This window comes from Klebsiella sp. CSG-1, assembly GCF_056521145.1.
Genome location: NZ_JBWNLD010000003.1, coordinates 202,362 through 219,000, shown reverse-complemented (window position 1 = coordinate 219,000; position 16,639 = coordinate 202,362). Strand labels below are relative to the sequence as shown.

Annotated in this window: 17 protein-coding genes; 7 read left to right on the top strand and 10 right to left on the bottom strand. The window is 59.7% G+C overall.

What is annotated here, in order from left to right:
- Positions 1 to 33: 33 nt before the first annotated feature.
- Entirely contained in the window at positions 34 to 459 is a 426-nt protein-coding gene (gene nudI, locus AC007G_RS09150; protein ID WP_004864913.1) for a nucleoside triphosphatase NudI, read from the top strand.
- Here nudI and AC007G_RS09145 read toward each other — a convergent pair.
- Both AC007G_RS09145 and tctD read right to left on the bottom strand, forming a co-directional pair.
- Positions 436 to 1,875 (bottom strand): sensor histidine kinase, encoded by a 1,440-nt coding sequence (locus tag AC007G_RS09145; protein WP_142630016.1) that lies wholly within the window; start codon positions 1,873 to 1,875, stop codon positions 436 to 438. The two genes, nudI and AC007G_RS09145, sit on opposite strands and share 24 nt — an antisense overlap.
- On the bottom strand, positions 1,862 to 2,536 hold the full coding sequence (gene tctD / locus AC007G_RS09140) for a transcriptional regulator TctD (RefSeq protein ID WP_004864917.1): 675 nt from the start codon (positions 2,534 to 2,536) through the stop codon (positions 1,862 to 1,864). The genes AC007G_RS09145 and tctD overlap by 14 nt, the downstream gene beginning before the upstream one ends.
- A gap of 15 nt (positions 2,537 to 2,551) precedes the next feature.
- Between tctD and AC007G_RS09135 the strand changes: the two genes are divergently transcribed.
- The 5 genes from AC007G_RS09135 to AC007G_RS09115 all read left to right on the top strand — a co-directional run bounded on the left by AC007G_RS09135 (position 2,552) and on the right by AC007G_RS09115 (position 6,464).
- A complete protein-coding gene (locus AC007G_RS09135; RefSeq protein ID WP_155117247.1) occupies positions 2,552 to 2,698 on the top strand; it encodes a hypothetical protein in 147 nt (48 codons plus the stop codon).
- Positions 2,699 to 3,053: 355 nt separating this feature from the next.
- Positions 3,054 to 3,176, top strand: a complete 123-nt coding sequence (locus AC007G_RS09130) for a small membrane protein (protein ID WP_139155981.1) — start codon at positions 3,054 to 3,056, stop codon at positions 3,174 to 3,176.
- Positions 3,177 to 3,507: 331 nt separating this feature from the next.
- Entirely contained in the window at positions 3,508 to 4,488 is a 981-nt protein-coding gene (locus AC007G_RS09125) for a Bug family tripartite tricarboxylate transporter substrate binding protein (RefSeq protein ID WP_004865070.1), read from the top strand.
- Positions 4,489 to 4,503: 15 nt separating this feature from the next.
- Complete coding sequence (locus AC007G_RS09120; RefSeq protein WP_032695468.1) at positions 4,504 to 4,935, top strand: tripartite tricarboxylate transporter TctB family protein; 432 nt, start codon at positions 4,504 to 4,506, stop codon at positions 4,933 to 4,935.
- Positions 4,936 to 4,946: 11 nt separating this feature from the next.
- Complete coding sequence (locus AC007G_RS09115) at positions 4,947 to 6,464, top strand: tripartite tricarboxylate transporter permease (protein ID WP_004865073.1); 1,518 nt, start codon at positions 4,947 to 4,949, stop codon at positions 6,462 to 6,464.
- Here the strand turns inward: AC007G_RS09115 and menE are convergent.
- From menE to AC007G_RS09080, 7 genes are all read right to left on the bottom strand, one after another.
- A complete protein-coding gene (gene menE, locus AC007G_RS09110; protein ID WP_142630017.1) occupies positions 6,461 to 7,837 on the bottom strand; it encodes an o-succinylbenzoate--CoA ligase in 1,377 nt (458 codons plus the stop codon). The two genes, AC007G_RS09115 and menE, sit on opposite strands and share 4 nt — an antisense overlap.
- Positions 7,834 to 8,799, bottom strand: coding sequence for an o-succinylbenzoate synthase (gene menC, locus AC007G_RS09105; protein ID WP_004865075.1), 966 nt, complete (start codon positions 8,797 to 8,799; stop codon positions 7,834 to 7,836). Before menC ends, menE begins: the two co-directional genes overlap by 4 nt.
- Positions 8,799 to 9,656 carry a 1,4-dihydroxy-2-naphthoyl-CoA synthase gene (menB, locus tag AC007G_RS09100; protein ID WP_032686654.1) on the bottom strand — a complete coding sequence of 286 codons (858 nt, stop codon included), beginning with the start codon at positions 9,654 to 9,656 and terminating at the stop codon, positions 8,799 to 8,801. The genes menC and menB overlap by 1 nt, the downstream gene beginning before the upstream one ends.
- Before the next feature lie 14 nt (positions 9,657 to 9,670).
- Positions 9,671 to 10,429 (bottom strand): 2-succinyl-6-hydroxy-2,4-cyclohexadiene-1-carboxylate synthase, encoded by a 759-nt coding sequence (gene menH, locus AC007G_RS09095; protein ID WP_004865078.1) that lies wholly within the window; start codon positions 10,427 to 10,429, stop codon positions 9,671 to 9,673.
- On the bottom strand, positions 10,426 to 12,096 hold the full coding sequence (gene menD / locus AC007G_RS09090; protein WP_064384706.1) for a 2-succinyl-5-enolpyruvyl-6-hydroxy-3-cyclohexene-1-carboxylic-acid synthase: 1,671 nt from the start codon (positions 12,094 to 12,096) through the stop codon (positions 10,426 to 10,428). Before menD ends, menH begins: the two co-directional genes overlap by 4 nt.
- A gap of 76 nt (positions 12,097 to 12,172) precedes the next feature.
- Positions 12,173 to 13,468 carry an isochorismate synthase MenF gene (gene menF / locus AC007G_RS09085; protein WP_032686653.1) on the bottom strand — a complete coding sequence of 432 codons (1,296 nt, stop codon included), beginning with the start codon at positions 13,466 to 13,468 and terminating at the stop codon, positions 12,173 to 12,175.
- A 161-nt stretch (positions 13,469 to 13,629) separates the two neighbouring features.
- Positions 13,630 to 14,091: a GNAT family N-acetyltransferase gene (locus AC007G_RS09080; protein WP_004865081.1), complete on the bottom strand. Its 462-nt coding sequence runs from the start codon at positions 14,089 to 14,091 to the stop codon at positions 13,630 to 13,632.
- Between the two features lie 54 nt (positions 14,092 to 14,145).
- Between AC007G_RS09080 and rnz the strand changes: the two genes are divergently transcribed.
- On the top strand, positions 14,146 to 15,066 hold the full coding sequence (gene rnz, locus AC007G_RS09075; RefSeq protein WP_032699078.1) for a ribonuclease Z: 921 nt from the start codon (positions 14,146 to 14,148) through the stop codon (positions 15,064 to 15,066).
- Between the two features lie 109 nt (positions 15,067 to 15,175).
- On the opposite strand, the gene nuoN is transcribed toward rnz, so the two are convergent.
- The gene (nuoN, locus tag AC007G_RS09070; RefSeq protein WP_004865083.1) at positions 15,176 to 16,633 is read right to left on the bottom strand and encodes an NADH-quinone oxidoreductase subunit NuoN; all 1,458 of its coding nucleotides are present in this window, start codon (positions 16,631 to 16,633) and stop codon (positions 15,176 to 15,178) included.
- Positions 16,634 to 16,639 lie beyond the last annotated feature (6 nt).

Sequence of the window (16,639 nt, the reverse complement as noted above, 5' to 3'; positions counted from 1 at the left end):
CCTTTTTCCTACCGTTTAGTCAAGGAGATCACCATGCGCCAAAGGACCATCGTCTGCCCGCTGATTCAGAATGAGGGCCACTATCTGCTCTGCAAAATGGCTGACGATCGCGGCGTTTTTCCCGGGCAGTGGGCACTTTCCGGCGGCGGCGTTGAACCGGGCGAACGTATTGAAGAGGCGCTACGTCGGGAAGTTAGTGAGGAGCTTGGCGAGGCGTTGCAGCTGACGCAGATTACGCCGTGGACCTTCAGCGATGATATTCGGGTCAAAACCTATGCCGACGGCCGTCAGGAAGAGATATATATGATTTACCTGATTTTTGACTGCCTCAGCGCCAATCGCGAAATCACCCTCAACGACGAGTTTCAGGCGTATGCCTGGGTGAAACCGCAAGATTTGCACCGCTACGATCTGAACGTCGCGACCCGCAAAACATTAACCCTGAAAGGCCTGCTCTGAGCGACCCGGCGCCGCGGCCAGAAAACGCAGTCTGACTTTCAGGCCGCCCAGCGTTTCGCTGCGCAGCAGCTGCGGGTGACTGCGATGCAGTCGGGCAATATCCGTCACCAGCGCCAGCCCGAGACCCGCACCGGGGTTATCCCCGACATTTTCCAGGCGCTGAAATGGCAGCAGCGCCTGCTGAATCTGGTCATCCTCAATACCCGGGCCACTGTCTTCGACCTCCATGACGACGCCTTCTCCATCGCGACGCAGGCTCAGCGTCACCGTTCCGTTTGCCGGCGTGTAGCGAATTGCGTTATCCAACAGATTGGCGCACAGCTCAGCCAGCAGGACGCCGTCGCCGGCGATCATGACCGCGGACCGTTCGCCCTCATAACCGAGGTCGATATTTTTACTGCGCGCCTGGGTAATCCGCGAAAAGCAGCTGTTTTGCACGATGTCCTGAAGATCGACGGCCAGGAAGGCCCGCTCCCCCTGCTCTTTACCTTTAACGCTCGCCAGCTGCAGCAGACGTTCGGTCAACATAATCGTCCCATCGAGCGTGGTACGCATGGCCTGCAGACTTTCACGCCACAGCTGCGGGTCATCGCTGGCCAGCGCGACGGAGGCCTGAGTCTTTAAAACCGCCAGCGGCGTCTTGAGCTGATGGGAGGCGTCGGCGCTAAAGCGCTCCTGCCGTGAAATCATCACTCGCAGCCGGTCAATATAGCGGTTAAATGCCACTATCAGCAGCCGGGTTTCTGACCACGGCAGCAGTTCCGGCAGCGGCGTCAGCAGGCCGGGTTCGCGCCGGACCATCAGCGCCGAGAGCTGGCGCATCGGGCGCAGCACGCGCCGCAGCAGCCAGCCGGTCAGCACCAGCGTCAGCAGCACCAGCAGCCCCTGCGATACCCAGGAAGAGAACAGCAGCTGCCCGGCAAGCCAGCGCCGCGACTGCAGGGTCTCAGCGATATAGATTTCCGCCATCCCGAGAATGCCCCCTTCGTTGATCGGCTGCAGCAGGCGCGCCACGCGAATGGCCTGGCCACGATATTCGGTGTGGTAAAACCATGCCAGCGCCGGATAGAGCGTCGTGCGCGAGGTTGCCGGCGGCATGGCGGGCAAATCATCAAAACCTGAAATCACCTTCCCGTTCGGGTCCACCACCTTGTAATACAGGCGGTCGTTCATGTTGAGCTCAAAACTATCCAGCACGACCCAGGGCACGTTGACCTCCAGCCGCCCCTCGCGCACCACCAGCCGTTCCGCCACGGTGCGGGCCGAGGAGAGCAGCGTCCGGTCATAGGCCTGCGTCGCCGCCTGGAGCGCGCTCACATAGCTGTTGAATGCCGACAGTCCCCACAGCAGCACCAGCGGCAGCCCGAGAAACAGCATCAGTTGGGCAAACAGCGACTGCGGCTTACCCCACTTCATGACCGCCCTCCAGCACATAGCCGAGCCCACGCAGCGTGGTAATCCGCACGTCGCTGTCCTGTAGCTTTTTCCGCAGCCGATGGACATAGAGTTCGATACTTTCCGGACTCACTTCGTCATTCAGACTGAAGACCTGCTCAAACAGCTGCTGGCGTGAGACGGGTCGGGAACGACGAAACATCAGCACCGTCAATAGCGCCTGCTCGCGCGGGGTTAGCGACAACCGCTGTCCTCGCAACAAAAAATAGCCCTCATCGCGATACTCCAGCTCGCCCAGCTGCTGTACTTCATGCACCTGACCTTCGCTGCGCCGTAGCAATGCCCGCAGCCGCGCGTCCAGTTCCTCAAGCTCAAAGGGCTTCGGCAGATAATCATCGGCGCCGACGTTCAACCCTTTAACCCGATCCGCTACCGCGCTGCGTGCCGTCAGCAACAGTACCGGTAGCGTCTGCCCGCGTTTGCGCAGCCGCTGAACCACTTCCAGTCCGTCGAAACCGGGCATCCCGATATCCAGCACCGCCAGCGCGTATTTTTCACTTTGCAGCAGATGGTCAGCCGCCCGACCATCGAAGACGCAGTCGACGGCAAACCCGCCCTGTACCAGCGCTTTTTCCAGCCAGTGGGCCAGTTCACGATTATCTTCAGCTAATAAAAGGCGCATTGTGGTGATATCTCCATGTTTATCGGCACGGCAATCGGCAGGACTGACTTTGGTTCCGTGGTCACCCATTGGCGCAAGCATCCATCACAGCGCGACGAGCAACAAAAAGATGAGAATGACAAAATGAAACAAATATGCAACATCGACGCAGCTGATTTGTAAGCGGTTTAACACTCTGAACAAAGAGGGCGATCGCTCTCCCCACCGTCTGCCGCTATTCAGCCCGCAGATAGCCGTCAACGCGCTTGCGGGAAACCCAATTCGCCATCTGTTTATTCTCATGCATATTCTGACGAAATTAACTTTAAATCATCATTAAATACGCTGACTTTATTATTCATTCAGCGCAAAATAACATTATAAGAACGCCCAATATTATAGAGATCATAAGAATGTACTAATTACGTTCATTACTGTATGAATGGGAATAACATTTGATGAAGATCATACTTTCACCGGATAAATATCCCGATACTGAAAATGAAAAAAAACACCACACTATCAATGGACTAATAGCATGGTTAATATTTTATTTTTAATTCTCGCCGTCGTACTGCTGGCCGTATCCGTATTTTCCCTGTACTCATATCTGAAAGATATCCGCAGAACAAAACGTGTATTTATAAAAAATCGCAGATAAGTGCTCAGCCTCATTCATAATACATTCGGCTGAATCTGGTACTTTCCTGCGCCTGCTCAGTTGATCCCACCGGCGATTTATGCTGCTCAATCCCTGGGCCAGTTCTGGCCCGTTTTATCGTGCTTCGCATTTCCCATCGCCGGAAATAACCCCGCCGCTGATGCCTCCCTGTCGCTGAGGGAAATAAGAGAGATCTATCACATCCTGTAAAGTTATCCCGCGACTGAAAGGGAAATGAAAGGTTGTTGATTTAACAATTGCGCAACCAAACAGTCCGACATTGTTCCACATAACCAGAATAAACCAACCCTGTACCCGACTGAGGAAGCCCATGAACACACCATTCCTTCGCCATCTTAGCGCACTCGCGCTATGCCTCTGCAGCGTCTCAGCGTATGCCGCCGAAGCCCCTTCCCGTACCGAATGTATTGCGCCGGCTAAGCCCGGCGGCGGCTTCGATCTGACCTGCAAACTGATTCAGGTCAGCCTGATGGAAACAGGGGCGATCGCTAAACCGATGCGGGTCACCTACATGCCCGGCGGTGTCGGCGCGGTCGCCTACAACGCCATCGTCGCACAGCGTCCGGGCGAGCCGGGCACCGTTGTCGCCTTCTCCGGCGGTTCGTTACTCAATTTATCGCAAGGTAAATTTGGCCGCTACGGCGTCGATGATGTCCGCTGGCTCGCCAGCGTAGGTACCGATTACGGGATGATTGCCGTGCGAGCCGACTCTCCGTGGCAGGACCTCCCTTCGTTTATGGCCGCAATGGAAAAAGATCCCGCCAACATCGTCATCGGCGCCGGCGCCTCCATCGGCAGCCAGGACTGGATGAAGGCCGCGCTGATGGCGCAAAAAGCCCATGTTGACCCGCATAAAATGCGCTACGTCGCTTTTGAGGGCGGCGGCGAACCGGTGACCGCGCTATTGGGAAACCATGTTCAGGCGGTCTCTGGCGATCTGAGCGAAATGGTGCCCTATCTGCAAGGCAACAAAATTCGCGTGCTGGCGGTCTTCTCCAGTGAACGGCTGCCCGGTGCGCTGGCCAATGTCCCGACCGCTAAAGAGCAGGGTTACGATCTGGTCTGGCCGATTATTCGCGGCTTTTACGTCGGTCCGAAGGTCAGCGATGCTGACTACCAGTGGTGGGTCGAGGAGTTCAACAAGCTTCAACAGACCGAGGAGTTCAAAAAACAGCGCGAGCTGCGCGGCCTGTTTGAGTTCAACCTGAGCGGCGAAGCGCTCGATGCCTACGTGAAGAAACAGGTCAACGACTATCGCGAACAGGCCAAAGCCTTTGGTCTGGCGAAATAATCTGCGGAGGTTGCCATGAGCGATCGTATTTTTGCCAGTATCTGGCTGCTGCTCTGCACGGGGGGGATGTTCGTTGCCTGGCAGATTCACAGCGAGTACGCCTATGAACCCGTTGGTCCTCGCCCGTTCCCGCTGGGGATTATCGGCCTGATGCTGCTGTGCTCGGTCCTGCTGTTATTACGCCGCCCCGACGCGGTGACGTGGCCCGGGAAGCGAGTTTTACAACGCTTGTTAACCATGGTGGTGGTTCTGGTGGTCTATGCATGGGGATTTGAATGGCTTGGTTTCCCGCTGGCCACCGCCTTGCTGACCGCCGTCATTGGCCTGCTGTTTGGCGCCACGCTGCCTGCCACCGCCGCGGCCGGGGTGGTGATGGGCGCGGCCCTGTGGTACGCCTTTGACACCCTGCTCGATGTCACGTTGCCGCTCGGCATCTGGTTAAGTTAACGGAGAAGTCTATGGATACCTGGATTTATCTTTCGCAGGGCTTCGCCGTGGCGATGACGCCGACGAACCTGATGATTGCGCTGATTGGCTGCTTCGTCGGCACCATCGTCGGCCTGTTGCCCGGCCTCGGGCCAATTAACGGCGTGGCGATTCTGCTGCCGCTGGCGTTCGCACTGCATCTGCCTGCTGAATCTGCCCTGATTCTGCTGGCGACGGTCTATATCGGCTGCGAGTACGGCGGGCGCATCTCGTCCATTTTACTGAATGTGCCCGGCGATGCCGCCGCCATTATGACCGCTCTCGACGGTTATCCGATGGCCCAGCAGGGACGCGGCGGGGTGGCCTTATCGATTTCGGCGGTCAGCTCTTTTGTCGGATCGCTTATCGCGATTGGCGGCATTATTTTGTTCGCACCGGTGCTGGCACAGTGGTCGCTGGCATTCGGTCCCGCAGAGTATTTCGCCCTGATGGTGTTTGCCATTGCCTGCCTGGGCAGCATGATGGCGCAGAACCCGCTGAAGTCGTTTCTCTCCGCCTTAATTGGTTTAGGTCTGGCGACGGTGGGTGTCGATGCCAATACCGGGGTCTACCGCTTTACCTTCGACAGCATCCACCTCTCGGATGGCGTGCAGTTTATCGTCGTCGTCATAGGGCTGTTTAGCGTCTCTGAAATTCTGCTGATGCTGGAAAGCACCAGCAGCGGGCAAACGCTGGTGCGGAAAACCGGGCGTATGTTGTTTAACGCCAAAGAGGCCGGTCAGTGCGTGGGCGCCACGCTGCGCTCGTCGGTGGTAGGTTTCTTCGTCGGTATTCTGCCCGGCGCCGGGGCTACCATTGCCAGCGCCATCACCTATATGACCGAGAAAAAGCTCAGCGGCAGCAGCGACAGCTTCGGCAAAGGGGATATCCGCGGCGTCGCCGCCCCGGAAGCGGCCAATAACGCCTCCGCCTGCGGCTCGTTCATCCCGATGCTGACCCTCGGGGTGCCCGGTTCCGGCACCACGGCGGTGATGATGGGAGCCCTGACGCTGTACAACATCACGCCAGGCCCCGCCATGTTTACCGAACAACCGGACATCGTCTGGGGATTGATCGCCGCCCTGCTGATCGCCAACGTGATGCTCCTGATTATGAACATCCCGCTGATCGGCCTGTTTACCCGGATGCTGACGATCCCACTGTGGTTCCTGGTGCCGGCGATTGCCGCCGTTTCTGCCGTCGGCGTCTACGCGGTCCACAGTACGACCTTCGATTTGCTGCTAATGGTCGGACTCGGAGTGCTCGGGTACATTCTGCGTAAAATGCACTTCCCGATGTCGCCGCTGATCTTAGGTTTCGTGCTCGGAGAGATGCTGGAGCAAAACCTGCGCCGGGCGCTGTCTATCAGCAACGGCAATCTGTCGATTTTGTGGGGAAGCGGCGTGACCAAAACATTATTGTTCCTCGCCATCGCCGCGATCGTTATTCCTCCGCTGCTACGCTATCTGCGTAAGCAACGCCGGCGCCGTGCCGAGGCCAACCCCGGTTAACGGGTCTGGCTGCCTGGCAACGCATTAACCCAGTCACGTAATGCCCGGCGGGAGATTTTAATCCCGCCGGTTTTCAACGAATCAGGTAACGTCAACCAGCGTACCGGCTGCTGAAAACGTGCCAGCTTATCCTGTGCCCAGACCGCCAGCGCGGCGACATCGCACTGCACAGCGCACTCCACCACCGCCACCGGACGCTGACCAAACTCCGCATCGTCTAACGGCACGATAAATGCCTGCTGAATCTGCGGATGAGCCAGGAGTACTCTCTCCACCTCTTCAGGCTGAATACCTTCCCCTCCGCTGAAAAAGAGGTTATCCATCCGCCCAAGCAGAGTCAGTTTACCCTCCCTGATCTCGCCGCGATCGCGAGTGGCAAACCAGCCCTGTTCGTTGACCAGCGGCTGCACCCCGCCATCGCGCCAGTAGCCAGCCGCCATGCTGTCGGCACGCAGCCAGACTTCGCCTTCAACAATTTTCAGCGCGCGCCCCGGCAGCGGCTGGCCAACGTCCGGTGCGCCATCCGCCTCTTTGCCGCATACAGTCGAGGCGAACTCCGTCAGACCATAGCCGCACCAGCAGCGAATCCCCCGGCCCCGCGCCTGTTCGGTCAACGCGACGGGAATCGCCGCCCCGCCCAACAGCACCGCCTTCAACGACACATCAGCCTCACTATTGAGCAACCGCCAGAGCTGAGTGGGCACCAGCGAGGCATGCGTACAGCCTCGCAGCGCCTGTTCCAGCGGTTGTCTTTCTCTTACCGTCAGGCGGGCGCCCGCCAGCAGCCAGCGCCAGAGAATACCCTGGCCGGAAACATGAAACAGCGGCAACGACAGCAGCCAGTCATCATCCGACGCCAGCGGAATCATCGCCAGCACGCCTTCAGCGCTGGCAAGATGCGCCCGACAGCTGTGCACGGCAGCCTTCGGCAGCCCCGTAGAGCCGGAGGTGAGCGTCATTGACGCCAGGCGTTCTTCGCACCAGGGTAGCGTCAAGCCACCCGCCGCGCGTTGCAGCGCCAGCGGCGCAAAGTCGAGGGCGAGCGGATCGCCGTTCAGCGCCAGCGCATAACGCAAATCGAGGGAGGGTAACACTGCCGCCAGCAGCGAAGGCGGGAGCTGAGGATTCAGAGGAAGCACCCGGGCGCCGCACTGAAGCAGCGCCAGCCATGCCAGCAATGCCGACGGCTGGTTATAGGCCCGCAGCAGCACGCCCTCCCCTTCATTGACCCCTTGAGCGCGGAAGCCCGCGGCCAGCGCGTCAACTTCAGCGCACAGCTGTCGCCAGTTCAGGACAACGTCGTTCAGACGCACCGCCGGCGCATCGCCGCGCAGCCGGCGCCAGTGGCGCCATGGCCAGTCGCTAAAGGTCACAGCAGCGGCTCCAGCTCATCACTGTTCAGGCAGGGTAACGGGCTGTCAGGCCAGGGGCGAATCAGCTGCGCGCGCATCAATGCCAGGGTATCCAGACCGGGAAGGGTCTGCGGCGTCAGCCAGGCGGCAATCCGCGCCAGCTGCGTCAGTCCAAGGCTTGATTCGATCGATGAGCTGATCACCGCCGTCAACCCCAGCGCGTGTGCCGCGGCGACCTGTTCCCGTACTTTGTCCAGGCTACCGGTGAGCGTCGGCTTGATCACCAGCGCACGCAAACCCGGCTCCGCCTGAAAACGAAAATCCGCCTCACGCAGACTTTCATCCCAGGCAATCGCAATGCCGGTTTCCCGGGCAAAAGCCCGGGAGTCGTCGCGGGTTTTACACGGTTCCTCAAGGAAGGCGATACGGTCGCGGTACTGCGGATGGACATATTTCGCAAACTGCTGCGCTTTGAGCGGGGTCCAGGCGCGGTTGGCGTCCAGACGCAGCTGCAGATCGGGAATCGCTTCCAGCAGCAGGTTAACCACCATGCCGTCACGCACCGCTTCATACAGCCCGATCTTGACCTTCGCTACCTTTTCACCGGGCAGCGCCGCCAGCCTGGCAAACAGTTCGTCCGGGTCGCCGGTGCACAGCGGCACCGCGCGATACTCCGCCTCCAGCGGCAGTTCATCGTTCAGCTCCGCCAGCGCGCAGCTGACGCCGAAGGCCACGGAAGGGTGAGACGGCCCGGACAGATTCTCGCCCTGCCGCCAGGCTTTCGCCCATGCCACCAGCGCGCACTGCGCCTCCTCCAGCGTTTCCGCGCTAAAGCCCGGCAGAGGCGCAATTTCGCCCCATCCCTGACGTTCACCGTCCTGCAGGTGGATGAACAGCCCATCGCGAGTTTTTAACCGCCGTTCGCGCAGTACCACGCCCGCGTCCATCGGTACCTGCCAGCGGTAAACCTGCGCCTGACGCATTATGGATTCCGTTTAAATTTGCTGAAGTCCGGCTGACGTTTCTGGTTGAAAGCGTTACGCCCTTCCTGCCCCTCTTCGGTCATGTAGAACAGCATGGTGGCATTCCCCGCCAGCTCCTGCAGCCCCGCCTGGCCATCACAATCGGCATTCAGCGCCGCCTTCAGGCAGCGCAGCGCCATCGGGCTGTTTTGCAGCATTTCTCGACACCAGCGCACGGTCTCTTTTTCCAGATCTGCCAGCGGGACGACGGTGTTGACCAGCCCCATATCCAGCGCCTGCTGCGCATCGTACTGACGGCACAGGAACCAGATTTCGCGCGCTTTTTTCTGTCCGACGATCCGCGCCATGTAGGATGCGCCCCAGCCACCGTCAAATGAGCCGACTTTCGGGCCGGTCTGGCCGAAGATGGCATTTTCTGCGGCAATCGTCAGATCGCACATCATATGCAGAACGTGACCGCCGCCGATGGAATACCCCGCCACCATCGCCACGATCGGTTTCGGGCAGGTGCGGATTTGGCGCTGAAAATCGAGCACGTTCAGGTGGTGAACGCCGGAATCATCCTGGTAGCCGCCGTAATCGCCGCGTACCTTCTGGTCGCCGCCGGCGCAGAATGCTTTATCGCCTTCGCCGGTGAGGATAATGACGCCGATATTGTCGTCATATCGGGCATCGGACAGCGCCTGAATCATCTCTTTCACGGTCAGCGGGCGGAACGCATTGCGCACCTGCGGCCGGTTAATGGTGATTTTAGCAATCCCGTCCGTCGACTTCTGGTAACGAATGTCGGTATAGCCTTCGGAGCAATCGTGCCATTCCACGGGGGCGTAGAGCATTGCTTCATCAAGAGAGATCATAGAATGTCCTTTGGTTAACTCGCTAAAAACTGGGCCAGACATGACACCACCGCCGCGGGATTTTCCCGATGCGCGTTATGCCCGGCATGATGAATAATATGTGTCGTTGCGGCGACGTCGCGCGCAAGGGCGCGAAACTTCGCATCGCGCTCGCCGCAAAGATAGTGAAAAGGGTAGCGCCGGGCGCGGAGTTGCGCACGCAGGTCGGGCTGTACGGCGAGGGAAGTCGCCTCCAGCATCGCGGCCAGACTGGCACCGCTGTTGTGGCTGCGCAGCGCAACAAGCGCTTCCCGCTGCTGCGTACTTAAACCGGCGAAAACCGGCTGCTGGTACCAGTCGGCAAAAACCTGAACCAGCGGCTCGCGGCGAAAGCGCTCAGCCCAGGCAGCATCGCTACAAGCGCGCTGCCGGCGTTGATGCGCATCCTGGAGACCGGGATGGCCGCCCTCTACGACCAGTCCGCACAGCCCGCACCGCGGCTGACTGGCAAAAAACATCGCAATACGCCCGCCCAGCGAATAGCCGATCAGCCAGTAGTCCCGAACATGATAGTGCGCCAGCGTTTTCTCCAGCCGCAGGCTAACCTCGGCAAAACCGCTGACCCTGACATCGCGCGAACCACCGTGGCCCGGCAGATCAATATACAGCTGCGGATAAGCGCTGAACGCGGCGCCCACCGTTTGCCACTCCCGGCTGTCGCCGGAAAAACCGTGTAAAAAGACCAGCCAGGGATAGCCCGACTGCCCCTTTTCGCACCGGGCGTGCAGACTCATAGCCGGCTGACCTGCGCCAGCAGCTGTTGCAGAGTATGAGTGCCTTCCGTCTCATTCACCACCAGCTCAATCAGCGTGGCGCCAGGAAGACGCCAGGCGCCGGCCAGCGCCGCTTCCAGAGCCTCCCAGTTGCCCGGGCGATGATAATGAAGGCCAAACATCGCCGCCGCATGGCCGAAATTGACATCCTGCGGCATCAGATAAAACTGGCGCCGTTGATCCTGCGGCGTCGGCAGCAAAGAGAAGATCTGCCCGCCGTTGTTGTTTACCACGATCAGCACCAGCGGCGCAGAGGCCTGGCGCAGCAACGCCAGCGAGTTCAGATCGTAGAGCGCGGAAAGATCGCCGACGATCGCCAGCGTCGGGCGGGCGCTGGCTCGCTGAACCCCTGCCGCCGTCGCCAGCAGGCCATCAATACCGCTGGCGCCGCGGTTGCTATAAACCGGATATCCTGCCGGAAGCTGCGCCAGGGCATCAATTAACCGAACCACCAGGCTGTTACCGACAAACAGCTGCCCCTGTTCCGGAAGATAGCGGTGAATCCGGTGAGCCAGCTGGGCTTCGCCAAATGCCTCACTGCGGTCGGCCGCCGCCTGCCAGGCCTGCCGCGACAGCTCCGGGATCGTCGTCGCCCACGGCTGTCGGCTTTCCGCCGGATGCAGATCCAGCCACTGTTCCACCGGGCAGACCAGCCGACGACCGCGGTGATGAGCCGGGTCGAGGCGACCGGGGAGATTATCCACGACCCAGTATTCTTCCGGTTCACAGGTGGCCTGCCACTGCAGCACGCGTTTACCGGTGAGGCTGCTGCCCAGTTGTACAACGATTTGCGCCTGCTGCAGTTCGCTCACCGCTTTGCCGTTCGCCAGCCACAGGTCGGCGCACGGCAGCGGCTGCCCGGTCTGGGAAAGGACGTCGCCAATCAGCGGCCAGCCGAGCGTTTTTGCCCACCCGGCGACTTTTTTACCTTCAGCGGCGCTCATGCGACCCGCGACGACAACGCCCCGCTTCTGTCGCCAGAAAAACCAGTCGCGCTGCTTTTCGCTTTCCAGATGCAGGGACTGCCGCAGCCAGGGTTTATCGCTTTGCCACCACGCGCCGAGCTGCTGCTGCCACTCCACGCCGGTGTCATCCATCTCGCCGTACAGCGGCTCGGCGAACGGACAGTTGATATGGATACCGCCGGAATGCAGAGCGCCCAGCGCCTGGTCAATCGTCGATACCAGCCAGCGCGCGGGCACATCCTGCGACGGACGCGGCAACGACAGCGTCTGCGAGGGATGAGAAGCAAACATGCCCGGCTGGCGGATAGCCTGGTTCGCACCGCAGTCAATCAGCTCCGGGGGACGATCGGCGGTGAGAAGTATCAGCTTTTCACCGGTCAGTCCCGCCTCAATTAAGGCCGGATAGAGGTTAGCCGTCGCCGTTCCGGACGTGACAATCACCGCCACCGGCTGCCGGCTGGCTTTTGCCAGCCCCAGCGCCAGATGGCCGAGACCGCGCTCATCGAAATGGGTATGAGGAATAAACGCGCGGTTTTCCGTCGCTGCCAGGGTAAGAGGTGTCGAGCGCGAGCCCGGCGCAATGCAAATATGCTGCACGCCGTGGCGAGTTAATGCTTCGAGGATCACCGCCGCCCAGCGTCGGTTAAATGCGCTTACTGACATGAAATTGTCCGGTATCAAATATTGAGGCTAAGTATAGGTAATACAAAGCAATGGAGTATTGATATGCGTCGTTTATCTACGTTTTTGTCAATAACAAGGAACGCAGTCCCGCCGCCTTATTTTCTATCTCCTGCCACTCCTGCTCAGGATCGGAACCGCTGACAATCCCGGCACCGGCATACAGCCTCAGCGTGGCGTTTTCGACTTGCGCCGAACGCAGGGCCACGCAGAATTCGCTTTGCGCCAGCGACAGGTAGCCAGCGGAACCGGCGTACCATTCCCGGGTAAAAGGTTCATGGCGGGTAATAAATGCCAGCGCCGCCCGGCGCGGTAATCCTGCGACCGCGGCGGTCGGCTGCAGCTGATGCAGGCAGCGGGTATCGTCAGGCTGAGAGAGTTCAGCCCAGATGCAGCGGCGCAGATGCTGAACTTTACGCAACCGCACCACCTGCGGCGGCAGGACGTCCAGCGAACGGACCTCATCCTGCATACGCTGGCAGATATCCTCCACCACCAGCATATTCTCGCGCTGATTTTTATCATCTTTCATCAGCCAGTCGGCCAACAATTGCGCCTGGCGATCGTCAGGATGGCTGGCAACGGTCCCGGCCAGCGCTTCGGTGCGCAGCAGCGTCCCGCGCCGGCGCCAAAGCCGCTCCGGCGTTGAACCAAAGAATGTCCGCTGCGCGTTAAAGGCCATCATAAAATGAAAACAGCGGTGGTTACTGCGCCGGCTGGCAGCCACGATCGCCAGCGGATCCGGCGGCGCGGCAAACTGGACATCGGTGGCCCGCGCCAGCACCACTTTATCCATCTCCCCTGCGGCAATCGCCTGAGTTGCCTGTTCAATCAACGCATGCCATTGCGGATAGTCCGGGGAATGGTGTTCGCTGAGCACCGGCGGCAGAGCGGCGGGCTGCGCCTGGTCAGGCGTTAGCGTCTGGAGAAATTCCCGGGCCGCGATGGCATCTTCGCGCAGTGAGGTCTCGCTACTCAACAACAGGCGCAGGGTGGCTCTCCCCCCGACCCGACGCCACTCCAGCCGCGGCAGAAAGAGTCTCCCTTCCTGCGGATTAAATGCATTCAGGCCGCAAATACGTAAATCCGCCAGCCCCTGGCGCTGCAGGAAGCCGTGAGCCCCGGCCAAAGACGGGAAGGTTTTGACCGCGCCGAGCGCGGCAAGCTCTTCATCGCCATTGCGCTGCTGCCAGTAAAACTGCGGCCACTGCGCTTGATGACCGCACCACAGAAGCGGGTCAAAAGCGTCATGAAGAGGGAAAGGAATATCGAAAATTCGCGTACCGGACGACGGCGGAAAATCGTCAGACAGGCAGTCACGTAAGCGTTCCAGCGCAGTGGAAACAGACAGCACGCAAACCTCCAGAGAATAAAAACCACAGATTATACGGGGTACTGGGGTGAAATTGCAGTACCCATAATGAGGGAGAGGACTTTCCGCATGCGGCGGCGGCCAGCCAGAGCAGACTGAAGGAAAAAAAGTATAGATTCTTTGCGTAGTTACGCTAACGGCGTTTAACCGGTGACCGCCTCGCGGGCCATACCAATATGCGCAATACCGTCCTCATCGTAAACGTCGGTCACCGGTTGAAAACCGAAGCTGGCGTAAAAACGTTGCAGATGCGCCTGGGCGCCGAGATAGATAGCCTTGTGCGGCCAGTGACGACGACAGCTGGCCAGCGCCTGCTCCATCAGCTGATAACCCAGCTTTTCACCGCGCACCGCCGGGCTGACAATGACGCGTCCAATCACCACCGGCTCAATATCATCGTCGCTTTTCAAAATGCGCGCATAGGCCACCAGTTCATCCCCTCGCCAGCCGAGCAGATGGCGGTTTTCACCGATCAGGTCATCACCGTCAACATCCTGATAGGGGCAGGTTTGTTCGACGACAAATACCGCGCAGCGCAGCTGTAGCAAAGCGTACAGCTGCGGGACGGTCAGCTCTGCGTGGTGAAGATCCTGCCATGTAATCATTGACTGCTCCTGTATACTTGAGTTTTTTCACCCACGCCCTGAGGACACTGGACGATGGAATTGACATTTTTGGGGACATCCGCAGGCGTGCCGACCCGTACACGTAATATGACGTCTATCGTGCTGAATTTGCAACAGCCGACGGCAGCGGAGATGTGGTTGTTCGACTGCGGAGAAGGTACCCAGCATCAGTTTTTACATACCCCGTACCACCCAGGAAAACTGAATAAGATTTTTATTACCCACCTCCACGGCGATCATCTGTTCGGCCTCCCCGGCCTGCTGTGCAGCCGCTCCATGCAGGGCAACTCGCTGCCGCTGACGCTGTACGGCCCGACGGGGCTCAGGGAGTTTGTGGAAACCGCGCTGCGCTTAAGCGGTTCATGGACCGATTATCCGCTCACCATTGTCGAAGTGGGCCCCGGTCTGGTCTTTGATGAAGGAGGCTATCGGGTCAGCGCGTATCCGCTGAATCATCCGGTGGAATGCTACGGCTATCGTATCGAAGAGCACGCCCGCCCTGGCGCCCTTGATGCCGCGCGTCTGATTGCCGACGGCGTCCGCCCGGGCCCGCTGTTTCAGCGCCTGAAACAGGGAGAGACGGTGGAGCTGGAAGATGGCCGGACGATCGATGGGAAGCGCTATCTTGGCCCGGCGACGCCCGGCAAAACGCTGGCAATTTTTGGCGATACGGCTCCCTGCGAGGCGGCGCTTGAGCTGGCGCGCGGCGTTGACCTGATGGTTCATGAAACGACGCTGGAGCAGGCCATGGCGGAAAAAGCCAATAGCCGCGGTCATTCGTCGAGCCAGCAGGCAGCGGCGCTGGCCCGCGATGCCGGCGTCAGTATGTTTATCGCTACCCATTTTAGTTCGCGCTATGACGCGGAAGGCTGTCTGCGCCTGCTGGCGGAGTGTCGGGACGTGTTTCCCCGGACGCTGCTGGCCGAAGACTTTATGGCGTACAGCCTGAGTTAGCCGGGCTGGAGGGGATAAAACAGCGGAACGAGGCAAAAAAAATGCCAGCCCGTCTCACAACGGGCTGGCAGGGTTACAGGGCCAACGGTATCAACCCCGGCCCCGGCGATTACATCAGCGGTGTTGCCAGCTGCACAATGCTAATCAGCGGCTGCGGCCACACGCCAAGCACGAGGACCAGCAGCGCGGAGATCAGCACCACGATACCGCCCGCGCTGTACTGCCAGTTCGACGGCGCATCGCGATTCAGTTTATCCGGCGCGCTCAGGTACAGACTCACCGCCACGCGCAGGTAGTAGTACAGACCAATCGCCGAACCGATCACCACGGCGGCAACCAGCCACCACAGGTGTGCATGCACACCGACGGCCAGCACGTAGAATTTACCGATAAAGCCCAGCGTCATCGGGATACCTGCCAGCGACAGCATCATCACCGTCATGACCGCCGACAGAATCGGACGGTGCCAGAACAGGCCGCGATAGGAGTACAGCGAATCGGCATCCGGACCACGGTATGGGCTGGACATCAGGCTCACCACGCCGAACGCGCCGAGGCTGCTGAACAGATAGCCGGCCAGATAGACACCCACGGCTTCCATCGACATTTCACCGCTCTGCAGGGCAATCAGCGCCACCAGCAGATAGCCAAGATGCGAGATGGAGGAGTAGCCGAGCAGACGTTTGATATTGGTCTGGCTCAGCGCCATCAGGTTACCGAAGATGATGGAGGCAAAGGCAATCAGGCCAAGCACCACGCGTACCGCTTCGCTGTTGCCCACCGGCATGTACAGGAACAGACGCATCACCACGCCGAAGATAGCAATCTTGCTGGCGGTTGCCAGGAAGGTAGATACCGGCGCCGGCGCGCCCTGGTAAACGTCTGGCGTCCACAGGTGAAACGGCACCAGCGACAGCTTAAAGCCGAGGCCGACGATCATCAGGCCCAGACCCGCCAGCAGCAGCGGTTCGTGCAGAGCGTTGTCTGCCAGGCTTTTACCCAGCGCCAGGAAGGACAGGTTGCCCGAGTTGGCATACACCAGCGCCATACCGAACAGCAGGAATGAAGAGGCTGCGGCGGACAGAATGGTGTATTTGATACTCGCTTCCAGCGAACGCTTCTGGCGGAAGGCATAACCGATAAGGCCGAACAGCGGCAGCGAAATCAATTCAATACCGAGGAACAGCGCGGCCAGATGGTTGGCGCCCGCCAGCAGAATGCCACCCAGCGCGGCGATAAGCACCAGCAGGTAGAACTCTTCTTTGTTGTCCTTGTATCCCTCAAGCCACGGGTACGCGAAGGTACAGGTGGCCAGGCTTGCCAGCAGCACCAGCCCGGTATAGAGCATGGCGTAGCCGTCAACGCGAATCAGCGGCGTGACGTCCATCGCACCGTTCTGACCCACGAACCAGAGTGAGATCAGCGCAGCGTTCAGACCAAGAACCGACAGCGTGGCATTAAGGAAATGATTGCGTCGCCACGCAATGGAGAGCATCACAACCACCACCGTCAAGCCGACGATCAGCAGCGGTAGCAGTGCGATCAGTTGTTGTGGAGTTATTGTCATGGCGAA